The organism is Kitasatospora sp. NPDC048298 (assembly GCF_043201465.1).
Lineage (GTDB): Bacteria > Actinomycetota > Actinomycetes > Streptomycetales > Streptomycetaceae > Kitasatospora.
The window spans coordinates 18,346-37,850 of record NZ_JBICYZ010000034.1 but is presented as its reverse complement, the minus strand read 5'-3'; the positions used below and the strand labels follow the sequence as shown (position 1 = coordinate 37,850).

Below are 19,505 nucleotides of genomic sequence, written 5' to 3'. Positions count from 1 at the left end.
GTCGCCGCACACCGCCGTGCGGTGGCAGCGCGCCGATCCCCGATCCACCATCCCTCCGGGGGAGATCCCGTTGTCCATCCAGACCATCACCCACGTCGAGTTCCACTGCGCGGACGCCGACAAGACCGCGGCCGGACTCAGCGCCGACCACGGCTTCACCGCCGACTCCCCGGTCACCGCACCGGACGGCGCCCGCACCGTCGCGGTGCGTCAGGGCACCATCCGGCTGCACCTGACCTCCGCCGCCGACCCGGAGCACCCGGTGGCCGAGTACGTCGCCCGGCACGGGGACGGCGTCGCCGTGCTCGCGCTCGGCTGCGCCGACCCGGCGGCCGCGCTGGAACGGGCCGAACGGCACGGCGCCCGGGTGCTCGACCGGGCCGGCGCCCTGATCGAGGGCTTCGGCGACACCGCGCTGCGCCTGGTGCACCTGCCGGATGCCGAGCCCACCCCGGAACCCCGTCTGCTGGACGACCTCGACCACGTCGCGATCTGCCTGCCGGCCGGCGCCCTCGCGCACGCCGTGCGGTTCTGCGAGGCGGCACTGGGCTTCCGTACGGTCTTCGAGGAGTACATCGAGGTCGGCGAGCAGGCGATGGACTCCGCGGTGGTGCAGAGCGCCTCCGGCGCCGTCACCTTCACCCTGATCGAGCCCGACTCCACCCGGCGTCCCGGCCAGATCGACGAGTTCCTCGCCGCCCACGGCGGGGCCGGCGTCCAGCACCTGGCCTTCGGCACCCGTGACATCGCCCGCGCCGTCCGGACCGCCCGGGAGCACGGCGTGGAGTTCCTGACCACCCCGGGCGCCTACTTCGACGCCCTGGCCGAGCGCCTCGGCGGCGCGGCCGTCCCGGTGGCGACGCTGCGCGAGCTGCACGTGCTGGTCGACCAGGACCACGGCGGCCGACTGTTCCAGATCTTCGCCCGTTCGACGCACCCCCGGCGCACCTTCTTCCTCGAACTGATCGAACGGCGCGGAGCGGGTACCTTCGGCACCGCGAACATCAAGGCCCTCTACGAGGCCGTCGAACGGCACAGCCCCACCGGCGACGACCGGTCCGGCGCCGTCGACCGGCCTACGGCCACCGACCGGCCCGCCCCCGCACATCCGAAGGAGGCCCGTCCGATGACCGCACCCCGCGAGTTCCGGCTCACCGAGGCCGAACGCGCCCTGCTGCCCACCCCCGAAGAGGTGGCGCACTACCGCGAGCACGGCTGGTACCTCTCCCGCAGGCTGTTCAGCGACGAGGAACTGGACAGCCTCCAGGCCGCCACCGAGCAGTACTACGCCGGCCACCGCGACCACGAGCTGCCCGTCCGGCCGCCCCGGCTGGCCTCCTGGCGGCCCGAGGACGGGCCGGTCCAACGGCACAACGACTACGTGCACCACGAGAGCGACGCGATCGGCGCGATCCTGCGCAAGCCGCTGATCGGCGCGGTGGCCGCGCTGCTGGCCGGCACCGAGGAGATCCGGATCTTCCAGTCGACCCTCATCTACAAGCCCCCGGTGCCCGAGGAGCCCAGCAACCGGGTGCCGTGGCACTTCGACAAGCACTACTGGCAGACCTGCACCTCGGACGAGATGCTCACCGCCTTCATCCCCTTCCACGACTGCCGCGAGGAGAACGGCACCATCACCATGGTCGACGGCAGCCACCGCTGGCGGGAGCTGCCCTCCGGCGAGGACTCCACCCGGCACTTCGCCGACCGCGACGGCGCCGAGCTGGAGGAGATCCTGGCCGCCAACGCCGCCCACAACGGGCAGCGGGTGCACAAGGTCCCGATCCGGATCCCGCGCGGCCACGTGTCCTTCCACCACTGCCGCACCTACCACGGCAGCGGCCCCAACCTCGCCTCCCACCCGCGCCGGGCGATCTCGCTGCACCTCCAGGACGGCGCCAACGAGTACCGCCGGCACGACCGGCCGGACGGCGAGCCGGTGGTGTACAACCACGACGTGCTGGTGCGCCGAACGGACGACGGCCGGCCGGACTACGCCGACCCGCGGTTCTGCCCGGCCATCTGGCGGGGACGGCCGTGACCGCTCCCGCGCACCCGGCCGGGGACGGCGCGACACCGCCCGGCGTCCCCGCCGCCCGGGGCCGCCCCGCCCAGGGCCGCCCCGCCCCGCTGGACACTCCCGCCGAGCGCTACCGGATGCTGCGGCTGATCCGCGGCTTCGAGGAGCTGGCGCTCGACCTGGTGAAGTCCGGCGCGATCCCCGGCGGCATCCACCCGTACATCGGGCAGGAGGCCGTCGCGGTCGGCGTCTGCTCGGCGCTCGGCCCGGGCGACCGGCTCGCCAGCACCCACCGCGGCCACGGCCACGTGCTCGCCCGGGGCACCGCGCCGCACCGGCTGCTCGCCGAGCTCCTGGGCCGGGTCGGCGGGTCGAACGGCGGCCGGGGCGGCTCCATGCACGCCGCCGACCTCTCCCTGGGCATCCTCGGCGCCAACGGCATGGTCGGCGCCGGAGCCCCGATCGCGGTCGGCGCTGCCTGGGCCGCCGCCTCCCCCGAACGGGTGTCCGCCGAACGGGCGACGGCCGACGGCCCCGCCGCCGGACGGGGACCGGCCGAGGGCCTCGTCGCCCGACGGGGGCCGACCGACGGCCCCACCGTCGGACACCCGGTCCGCCGGGCCCCGGTCGCGGTGGCCTTCTTCGGCGACGGCGCGCTCAACCAGGGCGTCCTGCTGGAGTCGCTCAACCTCGCCGCGATGTGGCGCCTTCCGGTGCTGTTCGTCTGCGAGGACAACGGCTACGCCACCACCCTGCCCGCCGCCACCGCCGTCGCGGGCAGCGCCACCGGCCGGGCGGCCGCCTTCGGCATCCCCGCCGAGGAGGTGGACGGCATGGACACCGAGGCCGTCCGCGCCGCCGCGCTGCGCGCCGTCCAGCGGGCCCGCGACGGCGGCGGCCCCGGTTTCCTGACCTGCCGCACCTACCGCTACGAGGGCCACCACACCATGGAGCGCCGGATGAAGTTGCGCTACCGCTCCCCCGAGGAGGTCGGGGCCTGGCGCGAGCGCGACCCGCTCCCCCGGGCCGCCGCCCTGCTCACTCCGGCGGCGGTCGCCGAGCTGGACCGGTCGGTGGCCGAACAGCTCTCCGCCGCCGAGGAGTTCGCGCTCGCCTCGGCGCACCCGGACCCCGCGGGGGCGCTGGACCACCTGTACGCCGACGGGCTCCGGCCCCGGGCGGGGGTGGCGCCGTGACCAGGCTCTCGTACACCAAGGCGCTCAACCGGGCGCTGGCCGACGAACTCGCCGCCGACCCGGCCGTCTGCGTCTTCGGCGAGGACATCGGCGCCGGTCTGGCCGGGCCGACCGTCGGCCTGCTGGACCGCTTCGGCCCGGGGCGGATCGTCGACACCCCGCTGTCCGAGCAGGCCTTCACCTCGATGGCGGTCGGCGCCGCGCTGGCCGGCCGGCGTCCGGTGCTGGAGTTCCAGATCCCCTCCCTGCTGTTCCTGGTCTTCGAACAACTCGTCAACCAGGCCCACAAGTTCTCGCTGATGACCGGTGGTCAGGCCGCCGTCCCGCTGACCTGCCTGGTGCCGGGCTCCGGCTCCCGGGACGGCTGGGCCGGGCAGCACTCCGACCACCCGTACAGCCTGTTCGCGCACGCCGGGGTGAAGACCGTGGTGCCGGCCACCCCGACCGACGCCTACGGGCTGCTGCGCTCGGCGATCCGCGACCCGGACCCGGTGGTGGTGTTCGCGCCCGCCGCCGCGATGCCGGTGCGCGAGACCGTGACCTGGGACCTCGTCCCCGTCCCGCTCGGCCGGGCCCGGATCCACCGGCCGGGCACCGACGTCACCGTGGTCGCCCTCGGGCACCTGGTGCACGACGCCCTCGCGGTGGCCGAGGAGCTGGCACCGGACCTCTCGGTGGAGGTCCTCGACCCGCGCACGGTGTACCCCTTCGACTGGCCGGCCCTCGCCGAGTCGCTGGAGCGCACCGGACGGCTGGTCGTCCTGGACGACTCCAACCGCAGTTGCGGCTTCGGCGCCGAGGTGCTGGCCACCGCCGCCGAGGAGATGCGCCTGGTCGCCCCGCCCCGCCGGATCACCCGCCCGGACGGCGCCGTGCTGCCCTTCGCCCCCGCCCTCGACCGCGCCGTCCAGCCCGGCCGCGAGCAGCTGCGGCACGCGCTGGACCTCGTGACGAGGCACCGCTGACCGTACGCAGGAGAGGTCCTCAGAGCACCTTGGGCAGGACGGCCGCCGACGCGGGCGGCCGGTCCTCGGCCCGCCGGAAGCGGTGCACCGCCGCCCGGCCCTCCGCCCCGCGCACCCGGGCGGCGAGCCGGGCCGGCAGCACCACGGTGGCCAGCCGGCCCTCGCCCCGGAACCCCTCGACCGTCCAACTGACCCAGGGGATAGGATAGTTGGCGGCCGGGCTGAAGAACACCGGACGCCACCCCTGGAAACTCACCGCGTAGGCGCCGAAGCCGCTCCAGTTGGAGAAGCTGAACCGGCGCGCCCCCGGGTCGAAGCCCAGTGGCACGCAGTCGCGCAGCCGCGAGCGGCCGAGGGTGGCCAGGAACCACAGGTTGGCCCGGAGGTTGAGGTGCGCGGTCGGGAACTCCTCGACCGCCGCGCGCAGCGCGCCCGCCAGCACCGCGGGGCCCTCCTCGGGCCGGTGCGGTACGTGGATCTCGCTCAGCAGGTTGCCCACCAGCGCGGGCGACAGGCCCAGCCGGCGGCGCACGTCGACCGGAACGGTCAGCATCCGCTCGGCGTCGTCCCCGTCCAACTCCCGCAGGGTGCTGAGGAGGTGGGCGCAGAGCACGTCCCCGGAGGAGAGCCGCCGCCCGGTCGCCGCACCGAACTCCGCGCGCATCCGGGCCACTTCGGCTTCGGTGAAGGCGATCTGGACGATCCGGTTGGCCCGCGGACCGGCCGCCACCTCGCGGGCCAGCAGCTCCGCCTCCGCCGTCGTCGGCACCCGGAATCCGGGCCGACCGCAGTCCTCGTCGGGGAGCACCTCGGCCAGCAACTCGTCCTGGTCGTCCACGAGTTCGGCCTCCTGAAGCGGCTCCCCCTCGACCGCCGCGGACCAGATCCGCAGCAGCATCATGAAGCTGTGCAGGTCGCCGATCGCATGGTGCCAGGAGCAGCCGAGCACCGTGCCGCCGTCGGCCGTACGGGTCACCCGTACGGTGAGCAGCGGGACGCCGCCCTCGCGCGCGGCGGGGGCGTCCAACGGGGCGACCAGTTCGGAGCCGGCCACCGTCGCCCGGCCCATCGCCTCGGCGAGCGTGCCCTCCGCGGTGTAGACCTCGAACGGCACGCCGGTGTCGTCGCAGACCGCCTCCAGGACGCCCTCGACGGTGCGCAGCCGACCGGCGAAGACCGGCACCCGCTCCAGCGCGCGGGCCAGGCCGGCGGCGAGCCGGTCGTCGTCCAGCGGCTGCTCGAAGCAGAGCACGACCGAGACGGCGAGGTCGGCGAGCATGGTGTCCATCAGCCCGCAGCGCAGCACCCGGTCGGTGGCGCGCCCGGCCCGGACGGTCCGGGATCTTCGCAACTGCGGCCAGATGCTCATGGGATCCGTTCCGAAGCACTCGACGACGTCCGGCGACGCGCGGGGGCGGCGCGCGGGGCAGCACGCAGGCCGTCGCGGCGGCGCGCGCTCCGCGGGCACGCCGAACGATAGTGCTGCGCGAAGGCAGTGGTCCAGTCCAATCCCGCACTCCGGAACGGCACTTCGACCGCCGCGGCGACAGCGGCGGCGATAGAATGCCCACCATGGGAGAGCGCCCCGGCGCGCCCACCGCGCCGCCCCTCGTGCTGGTCACCGACAGCGACTCGCAGCTGATCGACCCGGGCCGGGCCTACCACCTCGGCCGCGACCCGACCAGCGAGATCGTGCTGGACGACCCCCGGGTCTCCTGGCACCACGCGATCCTGCGCGCCGACGACGGCCACTGGCTGCTGGAGGACGTGGGCAGCACCAATGGCACCTACGACGAGGGCCGCCGCGTCCACCAGGAGAACGTCGGCCCGGGCACCCGGCTGCGCTTCGGCGATCCGGCCGACGGCCTGTCCGCGACCTTCGCCGCCCTCCCGGCCCCCACCGCGCACCGGCGGCCGTCACTGGTCGCCCCGCACGCCTCCGGCACCTTCCGCCGCCCGAGCGCCGTCCACCGGCTGCTCGGTCACAGCGTCCGGATCGGCCGCTCCGACGACAACGACCTGGTCCTGGACAACCTGGTGGTCTCCCGCCACCACGCCGAACTGCGTGCCCTGCCCGGCGGCGGGCACGAGATCGTCGACCTGGACAGCCACAACGGCACCTACCTCAACGGCCGCCCCGTCCAACGCGCCCCGGTCGGCCCTGCCGACATCGTCGGCATCGGCCACTCCGCGTTCTGCCTGGCCGACGGCCGGCTGGTCGAGTACACCGACACCGGCGAGATCTCCCTGGACGTCCGACACCTGGTGGTCCGGGTCGGCCCCGACCACCGGGTGCTGCTGGACGACGTCGGCTTCCCGCTCGCCGAGAAGGCGCTGCTCGCGGTGGCCGGTCCGAGCGGCGCGGGCAAGTCCACCCTGCTCAACGCCCTCACCGGGCTGCGCCCCGCCGACCTGGGCACGGTGCTGTACGACGGACGCGACCTCTACCGCGACTACGCCGAGCTGCGCCGCCGGATCGGCCTCGTCCCGCAGGACGACATCCTGCACACCCAGCTCACCGTCCGCCGCGCCCTGTCCTACGCCGCCGAGCTGCGCTTCCCCGGCGACACCGACCCGCAGGAGCGGGCGGCCCGGGTCCGCGAGGTGATCCACGAGCTGGGCCTGGACGACCGGGCCGACCAGGTGATCGCCAGCCTCTCCGGCGGTCAGCGCAAGCGGGTCAGCGTCGCCCTGGAACTGCTCACCAAGCCGTCCCTGCTCTTCCTCGACGAACCGACCTCCGGTCTGGACCCGGGCATGGAGCGCTCGGTGATGCGCATGCTGCGCGGGCTGGCCGACGACGGCCGGACGGTGGTCGTGGTGACGCACAGCGTGCTGAGCCTGAACGTCTGCGACCGTCTGCTGGTGCTGGCCCCGGGCGGGCGGACGGCGTACTACGGGCCGCCCGGCGAGGCGCTGGAGTTCTTCGGCTTCGACGAGTGGCCGGAGGCCTTCGAGGCCTTCGAGCACGAGGACCACGCCGCCTGGCAGCAGCGCTTCCGCGACTCCCCGCAGTACGCGCACTACATCGCGGCCGAGGCCTGGCCCGCGCCGCACCACGGTCCGGCACCGGGCGCCGGTCAAGCCCCGTACGTCGGCCAGGCACTGCACCCCGGTGCGGACCAGGGCCCTCCGGTGTCCGCCACTCCCCCGATCGCCTGGGAGAAGCCGCAGGGCTGGTTCTCCCAACTCGGCACGCTGGTGCGCCGGTACACCTCGGTGCTGGCCGCCGACCGGCTCTTCCTGACCATCATGGTGGTGCTGCCCTTCGTCATCGGCCTGATGTGCCGGGCGATGGCCGGCTCCCGGCTCTCCCCCGACAACGCCGTCAACTGCCTGCTCACGCTCTGCATCGGCGGTCTGCTCACCGGCGCCGCCAACTCGGTGCGCGAACTGGTGAAGGAACGCGCGATCTACCGGCGGGAGCGGGTGGTCGGGCTGTCCAGATCGGCCTACCTGGTCTCCAAGGTGGTGGTGCTGGGCACGGTCACGGTGGCCCAGGCCGCGGTACTGACCGTGGTCGGCCTGGCCGGGGTGAACCTGTCCTTCGCGGTGCCGACCGGAGTGGTGATGCCGCAGCTGCCCGAGCTGATCATCGCGGTCGCGCTGCTCGCCTTCTCGGCGATGATGCTCGGCCTGGTGGTCTCGGCGCTGGTGGACAAGGAGGAGGCCACCATGCCGCTGCTGGTGCTCCTCTCGGTGGTGCAGATCGTCTTCAGCGGCCTGATGCTCAGGCTGCACGGGGTGCCGGGGCTGGAGCAGTTCGCCTGGCTGATCCCGTCCCGCTGGGGCATGTCGGCGATGGCACGCACCGTCGAACTGCACGGCATCTTCCCGAACGCGATCACCGCCGACCCGATGTTCCGCCACCAGCGGTCCGGCTGGGTGCTGAGCATGGTGCTGCTGCCCGCGCTCTCGCTGCTGTACGGCCTGGTGGTGCTGGTCCTGCTGCGGCGGCACGAGCCGAGCATCATGCGGCGCTGACGGCCTCGACGCCCGGGCCTGCCGGCCGGGCCCGACGGGCCCGACGGACAACGGGCGTTGGGCACAAGGCATCGGGCAGTGACCAGTGACCGGTGAGCCCCGCGGGCTCGGGCCGGCGCCGGTAGAGTGGGAGGCGACCTGTGGTGCGAGTCGTGCCGCGCGCGGCGGGGATCGCGCGGCGGAGGAAATGTAGCCGCCCATGGACGAGTTCGCGTTCCGCCCCACCCACGTCGCCCCACCGGACGGGATGGCCTCCTGGGCGGCGCCGGACCCGACCCAACCCACCGCCCGGCTCGACGCGCTGCTGCCGCTGCGACTGCTCGACCGCCGGGGGGACTGGGCGCGGATCCTCTGCTCCAACGGCTGGACCGCCTGGGTGGACGGGCGGCTGCTGGTCGCCCTGCCGCAGCCGCCGCCCGCCGCCGGGGGCCCGCCCGCGCGGACCGCCGACCCGCGCCCGGCGCTCGCCGACGCCGGGGGCGCACTCGACCGCTACCGCGCCCTCCTGGAGGACCTCGCCACCGGCGCCCTCGACCTGGAGACCTTCCGGGAGCGCACCCGCGGCCTGCGGATCGGCCTGGTGGTGGACGGCGGGGCGCTCTGGCTGTTCGACCCGCTGCACGACCGCTGGTGCTACGGCGACGGGCTCCAGCTCCAGACGTACGCGGCCACCGACCGGCCGGTGCCGCCGACCTCCCCGTGGTCGGGCCCTCCGCCCGTGCCCGGCCCAGCCGCGAACGACCCGTCCGCGCACAGCCCGTCCGCCCCCACCCGGACCGGTGAGCCGTGACCTCCGCCGAGCTGCCACCCACCGGGCCGCCCGCCGACGAGCCGCCCGCCGAGCCGTCCGGTCTGCCCGGCCTGCCCGCCGGGCTGGTCGGGCTGGTCGGGCGGCAGGTCGCCGGCTACCGGCTGGAGACCGAGATCGGGCGCGGCGGCATGGCCGTCGTCTACCGGGCCAAGGACCTGCGGCTCGGGCGGACCGTCGCCGTCAAACTGCTCGCCCCCGAACTGGCACGCAACGAGGTGTTCCGGCAGCGCTTCATGCACGAGTCGGAGGCCGCCGCCGCGATCGACCACCCGCACATCATCCCGGTGTTCGACGCGGGCGAGCAGGACGGCATCCTGTTCCTCGCGATGCGCTACGTCGAGGGCGGCGACCTGCGCGCCCTGATGACCCGCTCCGGACCGCTCCCGGCCGAGCGCGCCGTCCGGCTCGCCCTCCAGATCGCCTCGGCACTGGACGCCGCCCACGCCCACGACCTGGTGCACCGGGACGTCAAACCGGGCAACGTGCTGGTCGCCGCCGGGACGGACAGCGAGCACCCGGAGCACCTGTACCTGGCGGACTTCGGGCTGACCAAGAAGTCCCTGTCGCTCAGCGGGCTGACCGGGGTCGGCCAGATCGTCGGCACGCTCGACTACGCGGCGCCGGAGCAGATCTCCGGCAAGCCGCTGGACGGGCGCTGCGACCAGTACGGACTCGGCTGCGTGGTGTTCGAGATGCTCGCGGGCGCCCCGCCGTTCCGCCGCGAGAGCGACCTCGCGCTGCTCTGGGCACACCTCAACGACCCGCCGCCCGCACTGCGCGAACACCGGCCCGACCTGCCGGCCGCCGTCGGGGCGGTGGTCTCCCGGGCGCTCGCCAAGACGCCCGGGGAGCGGTACCCGAGCTGCCTCGGCTTCGTCACCGAACTGCGCGCGGCGGCCGCCGCCGCCGCACCGGAGCCGTGGCACGCGGACGGGCCGCCCACCCGGGTCGTCCCGGCACTCGCCCCCGACCCGCCGGCGGTGCCCCGGCCGCCCGCCTGGGCCGCACCGGTCGTCCAACCGTCCTGGTCGTCCCCGCCCGGAGGGAGCCGTCCGCCGTGAACGCCGTGAGCCAGGTCTTCGCCGTGGTCGCCGCGGCGATCCACCTGATCGTCTGGCCGCTCGAGAGCTTCCTGTACGGGCACCCGCGGGTGCGCCGGCTGCTCACCGGCAGCACGGCGGACGCCCCGGAGGTCCGGCTGTGGCGCGTCAACGTGGGCTTCTACAACCTGTTCCTGGCGCTCGGCCTGGTCACCGGCCTGGTCCTGCTGCACGCCGGCCACCCGGGGGCCGGACGGGCGCTGGTGCTCTACGTCGCCGCGTTCATGCTCGCGGGCGGGATCACCCTGTTCTGCTCCGAGCCGAAGCTCTGGCGGGGCGCGCTCGGCCAGGCGGTACCGGCGGCCGTCATCCTCCTGGCAGAGGCGTTCTGAACCCGGCCGCCCCAGGCGGGCACCGCAGCCGGGGCGCCCACCGACCGCTGGCGCGCCCCCACCCGGAGCAGGCCCCCGACGTGAACCGCCCGGGTGATCCCGTCAACCGGCAGGCCCACCCGTGGGCGCCTCCTCCCCGCCTCCGGCGACCTCGCCGCGGTGCCGCACCCGGGTGGCGAGCAGGGCGCCGAGCGCGCCGGTCAACAGCCCCCAACCCGCCGCGAGCGGCACCGCCGTCCAGAGCACCGGGCTCAGGGTGAGGCTGCCGCTGCCCAGCGCGGCCGGCGGGCTGGTGCCGCCGAGCACGGCGCCCAGCAGGTCGCCCAGGCCGCCCAGGCCGAGACCGACGCCGAGCACCGAGAGCCCGTAGTCGGCGTCCACCCGGGTCCACAGGCCCACCAGCAGCATGGTGACGGCAGCGGCGAGCGCGAACCGGACGGCGTGCTGCCAGAGCCGGACGGTGCGCGGTGAGCGGGCGGCCGCCAGGAACGCGGCCGCGAGCAGCAGGACGGCGGCCAGCGGCAGCAGCCACCAACTGCGCGCGTCCTGCTCCGCGAGGGTGCCGAGGTCGACGGTCGCCTGCCCGCCCTCGGAGGTGCGCAGCACGGCGCTGAGCGGCTCGGGGACGGGCAGGCCGAGCGCGCCGATCAGCCGCCCGTGCCACTCGGCGCCGAGCCCGACGCCGAAGGCCGGCCAGGCCAGGTTGGGCAGTGCGAGCAGCAGCACGACCAGGGTCTGCCGGGCGTTGCCGTGCACGATCACGGTCAGCACCCCGACCACCGCGCCGATCGCCAGGTACGCCAGCAGGACCAGCCAGAGCGCGAACGCCGCCGGGCGGACGGCGAGTTGGTGGCGCACCAGGGCGGCCGGCAGCGGGGCCCGCCGGGACACCGCGAAGGTGAGCGCGAGCACCACCAGCAGCCAGGCCAGCCCGATGCCGACGGTGGTCGGGCCGTCCGCGTGGAAGCCGACCTCCGGGGTGAGCCCCAGCGCGCCGCCGATCGACTGCGCCAGGTCGTCGCCGAGCGGGACGACAAAGGTGTGCCGGGCGCCGAGGGTGATCAGCACCAGGGCGAGCAGCCAGAGCAGCACCGTCCGGCCGATCCGCCCGAGCAGCTCTCCGCCACCCGCGACGGCGCGGAAGCGCAGTTGGCGCAGGAACACCTCGGCCATGGTGACCGCGCCGGCGACCGAGACGCTCAGCGGCATCGCGCTGATCTCGGCCCCGACGGCCGCGAAGTCTCCCGCGCCGCCGTCGAGTCGGACGGTGCCGCCGACGGCGAGCGCGAGCGTCGCGGCCAGCACGGCAGGGACGCCGCCGTCCGGGAGGTCGTCGGCGCCGGCCAGCCAGAGGCCGAGTGCGGCGACCGCCGCCATCGCCACCAGCCCGGCCACCACGACGGCGAGCGCCTCCAGCCAGCCGCGGACGGCACCGGGTGGGCCGGCGGCCCGGGTGGTGGGCTGCTGCATGCCGCCTCCTCGTCGTGCGCGGGGTGCCTGGGCTCCGGCCGGCAGCCGACCGGTTGCCGGTGGGGCTTCCAGGGTGGCCGACGGTCGGCGGGCACGCTCGGCGACGCCCGGCCCACCTGCTGTTGCGGCGGACGGGGCCGCGGGGGAGAAAGGGAAGCCGACGGCCGGAGCTTCCGGGGCCGGCCCCGGTCGGCCGACCGCCTGCGAAACGGAGCCTCGATGTCCTCCCAGCCGCCTCCGTCCGGTCCGCCCGGCGAGCCTTCGCAGGGTCCGCCGTCCGGGCCTCCGTCCGGGCCGCCCTCCGGACCGCTGGCCGGGCCGCCGTCCGGCGGTGACGCGGCCGGACCGCCGTCCACACCTCCTCCGCCTTCGGGCCCGTACGAGGCATCCGGGACGGGTGGTGCCGGGGGTGCGAGTGGCCCCGGCGGCACGGGCGGACCAGGCGGAGCCGGCGGGCCCGGGCCCGGTGCGCACAGGCCCTGGTGGCGCTCCGGGAAGGGGCTGGCCCTGGCGGCGGGCACGGTGGCGGTGGCCGCGGTGGCCGCCGTTCTGATCGCCGGCAACCAGGGCGGCCACCACTCGACCGTGCCGACGGCGAACGAGGTCGCCCTGCAGGCCCCGGCCGATCCCGGGCCGGACCCGTTCACCCCGTCGGTGGAGACCCAGGCGGTGAGCGCCCCCGCGCCCGCCCCCGTCACCCCGACGGCGCAGCATCCGGGCGGCACCTCGCCCGGAAGCGGCCCCACGGCGGTTCTCCACAGCGTCGAGGGCAGCTCGGCCGGGCTGTACGCCGGGACGATGAGCAAGCCGAGCTGCGACACCGAGCGCCTGATCGGGATGGTCTCGACCGGGGACGCCGGGCGTGCCTGGGCCTCGGCCGCCGGCATCGCGCAGGCCGACATCCCGGGCTACCTGCGCTCGCTCACCTCCGCCTACCTGCGGGTGGACACCCGGGTGACCAACCACAGCTACCGGAGCGGCGCGGTGGTCGCGTACCAGTCCGTGCTCCAGGCGGGCACCGCCGTCCTGGTGGACGCCCGGGGCGTGCCCCGGGTGCGCTGCTCGTGCGGCAATCCGCTGAAGCCGCCGACGCCGGTGAGCGACGCCCGGTACACCGGGAAGGCCTGGGCGGGCTTCCAGCCGACCGCGCTGATCGTGGTGGTGCCCGCACCGCAGCCGGTGACCGAGATCGTCCTGGTGAACCTCCAGACCGGCGGGTGGTTCTCCCGGCTGACCGGGCGGGACGAGGTCGTGGACCGGACCGTCGAACCGCCGACGGGGCCGCTGGCCCCCGGCATCCCGCCGCCGGCGCCCTGGGAGCCGTCCGCGCCCACGACCACCTCCTCCACGTCGCCCGGCACGACCTCACCCGGCACGGCGACGAGCCCGGGTACGACGTCGCCGGGCACCACGGCCTCCGGTGCGACGAGCCCGGGCACGACGACCTCCAAGGCCACGCCGTCGACCGGCTCGGGTCAGCCGTCCGGGACGACCATGACGACCGGCACCCCGTCCCCGCCCACCGCCACATCCACCCCCACGTCCACCGTGACGACGGCGACGCCCACCCATCCGGCGACCGGCACGACGACGGCGGGCCCCGCGACGACCACCGCCGTCACGACGGCCACCGGAACCGGGACCAGATCCGCGACCACGAGCGCCGCCACGCCGAGCTGACCCGACGTCCGCCACCCCGCCCACCGCTGGCACCGGCCACCCGCCACCCGCCACCACCAGCGGCCACCCGGCCGGTGGCGGCGGCGCGTCTCAGGGCAGCAGCACCCGCGCGTCCTGCGGTCCGAGCACCCGGCCGTCCGCCGAGCGCACCTCGACCGGTGCGACGGGCGCGCCGGACTCGCGGTCCACCAGGCGGGCCCGGGGCTCGCCCTCCTCGAAGAACCACTCGTCGCCCCACTGCCGCAGCGCCGTGATCACCGGGAACAGCGCGCGCCCCTTCTCGGTGAGCACGTACTCCTGGTACGGGCTGCCGTCGGCGGCCGGTGCGAGCTCGAACACGCCGTTGGCGACCAGGTTGGCCAGGCGGGCCGACAGGATGTTCTTGGCCAGGCCGAGGTTCTTCTGGAACTGTCCGAAGCGGCGCAGCCCGTCGAAGGCGTCACGGACGATCAGCAGCGTCCAGCCGTCGCCGACGACGTCGAGCGGACGGGCGACGGGGCAGCTCGATTCCTCGTGCGTGGTGCGTTTCGGCACTTCTCCCACCTCTCGGCTCTCGGCTCCGGACTCTCACCGGTCGGCGCCCAGCGTACCGACCGGAGCGTGGTTGCTTATTAAAACCAGAATATGCCATGGTCTCCCGGTAGCACTTTGAAACCACCGTGCCCTTCGAGGGAGTCCCACCATGTCCTCTCCCGCCCGCACAACCGCCGCCTGCGCCGAGGCCGGACCGCCCGACACCCCCGGTGGAGCCCCGGCGCGCGGCCTGTCGCCCGCCGTCGCCTGGCTGCTCTCCGTCGCCTGCGGCCTCGCCGTGGCCAACGTCTACTACTCACAGCCGCTGCTCGACCTGATCGCCCGGGACTACGGCATCGCCCCGGCCACCATTGGCCTGGTCGGCACCCTCACCCAGACGGGTTACGCCCTGGGACTGCTGCTGCTCGTACCGCTCGGCGACCACGTCAACCGCCGCACCCTGATCACCACCCAGCTCGGCCTGTCCGTCCTCGCCCTCCTCGCCGTCGCGCTCGCCCCCTCCGCCCCGCTGATGCTCGCCGCGATGGCCGCCGTCGGCGTCCTCGCGGTCGTCGCCCAGGTGGTCGTCGCCCATTCCGCCCAACTCGCCGCCCCGGGCGACCAGGGCCGCGTGGTCGGCACCGTGACCAGCGGCATCGTGGTCGGCATCCTGCTCGCCCGCACCGTCGCCGGAACCATCGGCGACCTGGCCGGCTGGCGCGCCGTCTACCTGGTCTCCGCCGTCGCGACCGCCGCCATGGCCCTCGCCGTCGCGGCCGCCGTCCCGTCCGAACGGCACCGCACGGTCGAGCGGATCGGCTACCCGCGCCTGGTCGGCTCGGTGTTCGTGCTCTTCGCCCAGGAGCGCGTGCTCCGCACCCGGGCCGTCCTCGCGCTGCTCAGCTTCACCTCCGTCACCGTGCTGCTCACCCCGATGGTGCTCCCGCTCGCCGCGCCGCCCTTCGACCTCAGCCACACCCAGATCGGGCTCTTCGGCCTCGCCGGCGCCGCCGGAGCGCTCGGCGCCGGGTACGCCGGCCGCCAGGCCGACCGCGGCCGGGCCGAACGCACCACCGGCATCGGCCTGTTCGCCATGCTGGTCGGCTGGCTCCCGGCCGCGCTGCTGCCGCACTCGGTCTGGTGGCCGGTGCTCGCCATGGTGGTGATCGACTACGGCCTGCAGTCCGTCCACGTCGCCAACCAGCACCTGCTCTACCAGGTCCGCCCGGAGGCGCGCAGCCGCCTGACCGCCGGCTACATGCTGTTCTACTCCGCCGGGTGCGGCGCCGGCGCGATCCTGTCCACCGTCGTCTACGACCACGGCGGCTGGACGGCCGTCTGCCTGCTCGGCGCCGCCACCAGCCTCACCGCACTCGGCTACTGGTGGACGGCAGCCCGCCGCTGACCTCTGCTCAGATGTCGAACAACGGCACGTCGATCGTCGGCGGCACCGGATCGATGACGTCGCACAGCTCCCGTATGCCCCGCCGCCAGGCCGGACCGCTCTCCGTCTCGTCCCACAGCTCCGCGAGCTCCGACTCCTCCGCCACCACCCGGTCCAACGCCTCCACCGCGAGCGGGCGCAGCTCGACGGAGAGCGGCGGTATCGGCTCCTCGGGGCCGTAGGCGCTCGTCACCGCCACGCCGCCCGGGCACTGCGCCGCCACCAGCGCGGCGGCGACGACCGCCTCCACGGCCTCGTCCGAGTCCAGGTACTCCTCCGCCCGGACGGCGCCCAGCAGCGCCGACCGAAGCAGCGCCTCGCGCTCGCCCGGCGCCGCGTCGTCCAGGCCGTTGCAGAAGTCCGCCGCCGAGTCGTTGTCGAAGTGCCCGATGTCCCAGGTGCCCATGCCGTCCCCGTCACGCCGTTCGTGTTCGTCTTCGTGTTCGTGTGCGACGGATGCTTGCACACCCCACTGACAATCCGCGGGCCGACGGATATTCGCTGGTCAGCGGGGCGCTGCTGGGACATAGTGCCGCCATGACCACCACTCAGGGGCTGGACCGGGACGGCTTCATCGCACGGGAGGGCTCGCTCGAGCGCGTGCCCCCGGCGTTCGCGCCCGTGGTCGCGGCCGCCCGCGAGCGGATCGCCGCGGCCTTCACCCCCGACCGCCTGCACAGCGCCTACCTCTACGGCAGCGTTCCGCGCGGCACCGCGACACCCGGCGTCTCCGACCTCGACCTGCTGCTCGCCCTGCACCACGCGCCCAGCGCCGCGGACCGGGCGGCGGCCGACGCCGTCGAGGCCGCGCTCGACGCCGAGTTCGCGCAGGTGAACGGGGTCGGCGTGCTGCTCTTCGACACCGGCACGCTGCTCAGCGAGCTGGAACGCCACGACCTCGGCTGGTTCGTCGCCTGCCTCTGCACCCCGCTGCTCGGCGAGGACCTCGCCGCCCGGCTCCCCCGCTACCGCCCCACCTCGCTGCTCGCCCGGGAGACCAACGGCGACCTCGCCCTGGTCCTCCCGCAGTGGCGCGAGCGCCTGGCCGCCGCCGCCACGGACGCCGAACTGCGCGGCCTCGCCCGCGGCATCTCGCGCCGGCTCGTCCGCACCGGCTTCACCCTGGTGATGCCGCGCTGGGGCGGCTGGACCAGCGACCTCACCGCCTCCGCCGAGGCCTTCGCCGCCCACTACCCCGAACGCGCCGCCCAGTTGCGCCTCGCCGCCACCATCGCCCGCACCCCCACCGCCGACCAGGCCGCCCTGGCCGTACTCGTCGACGACCTGGGCCCCTGGCTCGCCGCCGAGTACGCCGCCGTCCACGGCGTGAAGGCACCCCGCCCGTGACGGCGCCGCAGACGGCGGGCCACCCGCTGGTCCGCGAGGTCTTCCCCGATCTGGTCGGGGAGCTGGTCGACCTCCTGACGCGGGAGGGCGAGCCCGAACTGGCCGCCCGCGCCTGGAGCCTGCGGCTGGTCGCGGAGTGCCGCTGCGGGGACGACTTCTGCCAGAGCTTCCGGACGGATCCGCATCCGGACGGCCGGCCGAACGGTCGGGGCCACCGGTGCGTCCCGCTCGATCCGGCCGAGGGCATGCTCGTCCTGGACGTCGTGGACGGGCGGATCGTGTACGTCGAGGTCCTCGACCGCGAGCCGCTCCGGGACACCCGCCCCGGCCCGGGCCGAGGCCCAGGCCCAGAAAACGGAGCCATCCAGGGCTGATCACCACCTGGGTGGCGGCACTGGTGGTAGTCGTGATCAGCCCTGGAGGGCTTGCAACGCGAACCGTGTGATGTGTGGCCCATGGGGAATTACGGGCTCTGTCGGGGATCTTGTGATGACGCAGGACCCGGGATATATGATCACCACCCCTGAACCGGCCGGGGCAGGTCCTTCCCTGCAGTAGCGATGTTTTACCTTGGTGTCATGGGAGAGATGAACGCGAGGCGGCAGGTCGAGTTGACGCACGAGGACGTCCACGCCGATGAGCACGATACCCGCGCCCGGTGCCTGCCCGAGCCGTGGATGTGCGATGTCTTCCATGTCGACGGCAGCCTGAGGGACATTCGGGTCCTCGACACGACCCGCGGCGAGTGGATCGCGGTCCTCGAACGCTTGCGTGTTGTAGCCGACGAGACAGAGGTCGAGCACCCCTACCCCCGGCTCGATCCCGTGCGTCCGGACTTCGCTGACCTCTTCCGCGTCTGGGCAGACGAGCCTGAGGGCCGGGGGACGAGTTTCTCCTTCCGGGCCCGCTTGGGCGCTGTGTGGTTCTTCGCCCTGCCCTGCGATGAGGAGGAGATCGAGTTCTCCGTCTGGCCCGAGGACGTTCTCGACGGGGCGGGGGTGGCCTCCGTGCTGCGGTTCCTGGTCGAGGTGGCGACGGCCAGTCAACGACGGGCCCTGCTGACCGGCGAGGTTGTCCAGTATGACCCCGGGATGCCGACGCTGATCTCCCACGACCCTGTCACCGGCCTCACTGCCCACATCTGAAGGGTGTTGTGGACGTGCGCTGTCGCACGGTCATGGGGCGAGGAGTACGCGTTGGCGTAGGAGGTCGAGGTTGGCTCGTCCGTAGGCCATGCGCTTGAGGAGCTTGATTCGCGTGACATGACCTTCGAGGAGGGCATGAACAGTCGGTCCGGTCGGTGATCGCGGAGGTCAGACGGTGTAGATCGCGTGGTCGATGCCGCGCTCCCAAACCGCTTCGAAGGCCGAGGAGCAGAGCTTCACCACTGCCGGGTCCTCGGACAGCTCGTACCTGGGGTCGGCCCACTCCCCTACGCCGGTGAAGTGGTTGAACTCGACCAGCCGACCGTCGAAGACCCAGAAGTCATTGCCCGGCAACGCGATGTCCGACGCCTCACGGCGTGGAAGCCAACGAACCTGTTCACCCGCCTCGATGTTCACGAGGGTCCCGGCGTGCTCGAAGCGGATGTAGTCGGTCACCGGCTCCGAGACGATCCGGGCCCTGCGCATGATCACGCCACGGCTGACGGCGTCTCGGACGAGCGGCGCCCACCCGGCCCAGCCATCGGACTCGGGGTCGAGGTCGGGGTGGACTCCGGTCCGCTTGAACGTCGCGAAGTCCGCCGATTCGTCGCCCACGCCGTACCAGTCCCGCATCTCCAGGTGAACGGCCGAGTGCCGAGCGGACTTCAGCAGGTCAGAGAAGTCCGGAACGTTCTGCGTCATCGAGCGCCTTCCTCATCATCGCCGCCATGCGGAGCGGAAGACGGACCACGTCCTCGCCCTCGGGGATGCCGGTCGCGTGACCCGGAACCCACTCGGTCGTGCTGATGGCGGCCAGCAGTTCCTCGCCCGGCTTCCAGCCCTGGAGCACCAGCTCCCGCTTCTCCTCGTCCACCCAGACCGTTGGCGAGCCGTTTCCCTGGGTCTCGGGGTCCATCCCGTGGAAGCGTAGTGCCATCGTGCCCTCCCGTGCCAAGTCGGCTGCGCATCCTTGCGTTACCGCTCGTTGGAGGTGACCAAACGTCCGGCAACCGAGACAAGCGGGCCGAGCCACCCGGCCGGAACTGGGCGCGACCGTGTGCGGGCCGGGGAGTTGGACGCCGCGCGGCGGCTGCTGCCCGCCGAACGCTCCTATCCGCCGGCGGACTTGCTGCTGACCCATCTGGGCGGCTGATCCGGTGCTCGGTTCGGTGGAGTCCGCCGGGACGCACACCGCGACCCAGGTCCGGATCGGGTTCCGGACCTGGGCCGCGGTGTGTGTTTTTGGCGACTCCGCCGGTGTCGCGGCTACGGAGCAGCGTTCTTCGTCGCTGGGGTCCTCGTCCGGGATGGTCCTTGCCCTGGACGATGCTCCGGGGAGGACGCCGGTGTGGTGGGGGTGGTCGTGGGCTCGGGCGGCTGGGTGGGTGAGGCGGAGGGCGAGCTGCTCGGCGACGGCGCCGCGGTGGGTGACGGGAGCTCAGGGGGCGGTTGGACCGGCGCCGGCGGTTGGACCGGCGCCGACGTCGCCGGGTGCGGG

General features: G+C 74.3%; 18 protein-coding genes. 12 read left to right on the top strand and 6 right to left on the bottom strand.

Going from position 1 to position 19,505, the window contains the following annotated elements:
* Nucleotides 1-70: 70 nt before the first annotated feature.
* Genes hppD through ACGF0D_RS24325 form a run of 3 tightly spaced genes read left to right on the top strand, consistent with a single transcriptional unit; the run spans nt 71 to nt 4,181 of the window.
* Nucleotides 71-2,041, top strand: coding sequence for a 4-hydroxyphenylpyruvate dioxygenase (gene hppD / locus ACGF0D_RS24335; protein ID WP_392919516.1), 1,971 nt, complete (start codon nt 71-73; stop codon nt 2,039-2,041).
* Complete coding sequence (locus ACGF0D_RS24330) at nt 2,038-3,216, top strand: thiamine pyrophosphate-dependent dehydrogenase E1 component subunit alpha (RefSeq protein ID WP_392919513.1); 1,179 nt, start codon at nt 2,038-2,040, stop codon at nt 3,214-3,216. The genes hppD and ACGF0D_RS24330 overlap by 4 nt, the downstream gene beginning before the upstream one ends.
* A complete protein-coding gene (locus tag ACGF0D_RS24325) occupies nt 3,213-4,181 on the top strand; it encodes an alpha-ketoacid dehydrogenase subunit beta (protein WP_392919510.1) in 969 nt (322 codons plus the stop codon). Before ACGF0D_RS24330 ends, ACGF0D_RS24325 begins: the two co-directional genes overlap by 4 nt.
* Nucleotides 4,182-4,200: 19 nt before the next feature.
* On the opposite strand, the gene ACGF0D_RS24320 is transcribed toward ACGF0D_RS24325, so the two are convergent.
* Nucleotides 4,201-5,550, bottom strand: a complete 1,350-nt coding sequence (locus ACGF0D_RS24320) for an acyltransferase (protein ID WP_392919508.1) — start codon at nt 5,548-5,550, stop codon at nt 4,201-4,203.
* Nucleotides 5,551-5,753: 203 nt separating this feature from the next.
* On the opposite strand from ACGF0D_RS24320, the gene ACGF0D_RS24315 reads away from it, so the two are divergent.
* The 4 genes from ACGF0D_RS24315 to ACGF0D_RS24300 all read left to right on the top strand — a co-directional run bounded on the left by ACGF0D_RS24315 (nt 5,754) and on the right by ACGF0D_RS24300 (nt 10,408).
* Entirely contained in the window at nt 5,754-8,165 is a 2,412-nt protein-coding gene (locus ACGF0D_RS24315) for an FHA domain-containing protein (protein ID WP_392877833.1), read from the top strand.
* A 199-nt stretch (nt 8,166-8,364) separates the two neighbouring features.
* The gene (locus ACGF0D_RS24310) at nt 8,365-8,955 is read left to right on the top strand and encodes a hypothetical protein (protein WP_392919506.1); all 591 of its coding nucleotides are present in this window, start codon (nt 8,365-8,367) and stop codon (nt 8,953-8,955) included.
* 62 nt (nt 8,956-9,017) lie between these two features.
* Nucleotides 9,018-10,037 (top strand): serine/threonine-protein kinase, encoded by a 1,020-nt coding sequence (locus ACGF0D_RS24305; protein ID WP_392919626.1) that lies wholly within the window; start codon nt 9,018-9,020, stop codon nt 10,035-10,037.
* The gene (locus ACGF0D_RS24300) at nt 10,034-10,408 is read left to right on the top strand and encodes a DUF1304 domain-containing protein (protein ID WP_392919503.1); all 375 of its coding nucleotides are present in this window, start codon (nt 10,034-10,036) and stop codon (nt 10,406-10,408) included. Before ACGF0D_RS24305 ends, ACGF0D_RS24300 begins: the two co-directional genes overlap by 4 nt.
* Nucleotides 10,409-10,510: 102 nt before the next feature.
* Here the strand turns inward: ACGF0D_RS24300 and ACGF0D_RS24295 are convergent, their stop codons facing one another.
* Nucleotides 10,511-11,878, bottom strand: coding sequence for a streptophobe family protein (locus ACGF0D_RS24295; RefSeq protein WP_392919500.1), 1,368 nt, complete (start codon nt 11,876-11,878; stop codon nt 10,511-10,513).
* A gap of 537 nt (nt 11,879-12,415) precedes the next feature.
* On the opposite strand from ACGF0D_RS24295, the gene ACGF0D_RS24290 reads away from it, so the two are divergent.
* Entirely contained in the window at nt 12,416-13,558 is a 1,143-nt protein-coding gene (locus ACGF0D_RS24290) for a DUF6777 domain-containing protein (protein WP_392919497.1), read from the top strand.
* Nucleotides 13,559-13,648: 90 nt separating this feature from the next.
* Here ACGF0D_RS24290 and ACGF0D_RS24285 read toward each other — a convergent pair whose 3' ends face one another.
* The gene (locus ACGF0D_RS24285) at nt 13,649-14,092 is read right to left on the bottom strand and encodes a winged helix-turn-helix transcriptional regulator (RefSeq protein WP_392877843.1); all 444 of its coding nucleotides are present in this window, start codon (nt 14,090-14,092) and stop codon (nt 13,649-13,651) included.
* A gap of 148 nt (nt 14,093-14,240) precedes the next feature.
* Here ACGF0D_RS24285 and ACGF0D_RS24280 point away from each other — a divergent pair, with 148 nt between their 5' ends.
* Nucleotides 14,241-15,476: an MFS transporter gene (locus ACGF0D_RS24280; protein WP_392919496.1), complete on the top strand. Its 1,236-nt coding sequence runs from the start codon at nt 14,241-14,243 to the stop codon at nt 15,474-15,476.
* A gap of 7 nt (nt 15,477-15,483) precedes the next feature.
* Here ACGF0D_RS24280 and ACGF0D_RS24275 read toward each other — a convergent pair whose 3' ends face one another.
* Nucleotides 15,484-15,921: a DUF4259 domain-containing protein gene (locus tag ACGF0D_RS24275; RefSeq protein WP_392919493.1), complete on the bottom strand. Its 438-nt coding sequence runs from the start codon at nt 15,919-15,921 to the stop codon at nt 15,484-15,486.
* A gap of 131 nt (nt 15,922-16,052) precedes the next feature.
* Between ACGF0D_RS24275 and ACGF0D_RS24270 the strand changes: the two genes are divergently transcribed.
* The 3 genes from ACGF0D_RS24270 (at nt 16,053) to ACGF0D_RS24260 (ending at nt 18,007) form a co-directional block, all read left to right on the top strand.
* Nucleotides 16,053-16,862: a nucleotidyltransferase domain-containing protein gene (locus ACGF0D_RS24270; protein ID WP_392919491.1), complete on the top strand. Its 810-nt coding sequence runs from the start codon at nt 16,053-16,055 to the stop codon at nt 16,860-16,862.
* On the top strand, nt 16,859-17,236 hold the full coding sequence (locus ACGF0D_RS24265; RefSeq protein WP_392919488.1) for a hypothetical protein: 378 nt from the start codon (nt 16,859-16,861) through the stop codon (nt 17,234-17,236). The genes ACGF0D_RS24270 and ACGF0D_RS24265 overlap by 4 nt, the downstream gene beginning before the upstream one ends.
* Nucleotides 17,237-17,440: 204 nt before the next feature.
* Entirely contained in the window at nt 17,441-18,007 is a 567-nt protein-coding gene (locus ACGF0D_RS24260; RefSeq protein ID WP_392919485.1) for a hypothetical protein, read from the top strand.
* Nucleotides 18,008-18,175: 168 nt separating this feature from the next.
* On the opposite strand, the gene ACGF0D_RS24255 is transcribed toward ACGF0D_RS24260, so the two are convergent.
* Together ACGF0D_RS24255 and ACGF0D_RS24250 are read right to left on the bottom strand one after the other, a co-directional pair.
* The gene (locus ACGF0D_RS24255; protein ID WP_392919482.1) at nt 18,176-18,709 is read right to left on the bottom strand and encodes a DUF6879 family protein; all 534 of its coding nucleotides are present in this window, start codon (nt 18,707-18,709) and stop codon (nt 18,176-18,178) included.
* On the bottom strand, nt 18,681-18,944 hold the full coding sequence (locus ACGF0D_RS24250) for a hypothetical protein (RefSeq protein ID WP_392919479.1): 264 nt from the start codon (nt 18,942-18,944) through the stop codon (nt 18,681-18,683). Before ACGF0D_RS24250 ends, ACGF0D_RS24255 begins: the two co-directional genes overlap by 29 nt.
* Nucleotides 18,945-19,505 lie beyond the last annotated feature (561 nt).

Excerpts from the sequence above, each read along its gene's own strand:
- ACGF0D_RS24320 (WP_392919508.1), bottom strand. The coding sequence starts at position 5,550 with ATGAGCATCTGGCCGCAGTTGCGAAGATCCCGGACCGTCCGGGCCGGG.
- ACGF0D_RS24315 (WP_392877833.1), top strand. The coding sequence starts at position 5,754 with ATGGGAGAGCGCCCCGGCGCGCCCACCGCGCCGCCCCTCGTGCTGGTC.
- ACGF0D_RS24310 (WP_392919506.1), top strand. The coding sequence starts at position 8,365 with ATGGACGAGTTCGCGTTCCGCCCCACCCACGTCGCCCCACCGGACGGG.
- ACGF0D_RS24295 (WP_392919500.1), bottom strand. The coding sequence starts at position 11,878 with ATGCAGCAGCCCACCACCCGGGCCGCCGGCCCACCCGGTGCCGTCCGC.
- ACGF0D_RS24280 (WP_392919496.1), top strand. The coding sequence starts at position 14,241 with ATGTCCTCTCCCGCCCGCACAACCGCCGCCTGCGCCGAGGCCGGACCG.
- ACGF0D_RS24275 (WP_392919493.1), bottom strand. The coding sequence starts at position 15,921 with ATGGGCACCTGGGACATCGGGCACTTCGACAACGACTCGGCGGCGGAC.
- ACGF0D_RS24270 (WP_392919491.1), top strand. The coding sequence starts at position 16,053 with ATGACCACCACTCAGGGGCTGGACCGGGACGGCTTCATCGCACGGGAG.
- ACGF0D_RS24260 (WP_392919485.1), top strand. The coding sequence starts at position 17,441 with ATGGGAGAGATGAACGCGAGGCGGCAGGTCGAGTTGACGCACGAGGAC.
- ACGF0D_RS24255 (WP_392919482.1), bottom strand. The coding sequence starts at position 18,709 with ATGACGCAGAACGTTCCGGACTTCTCTGACCTGCTGAAGTCCGCTCGG.
- ACGF0D_RS24250 (WP_392919479.1), bottom strand. The coding sequence starts at position 18,944 with ATGGCACTACGCTTCCACGGGATGGACCCCGAGACCCAGGGAAACGGC.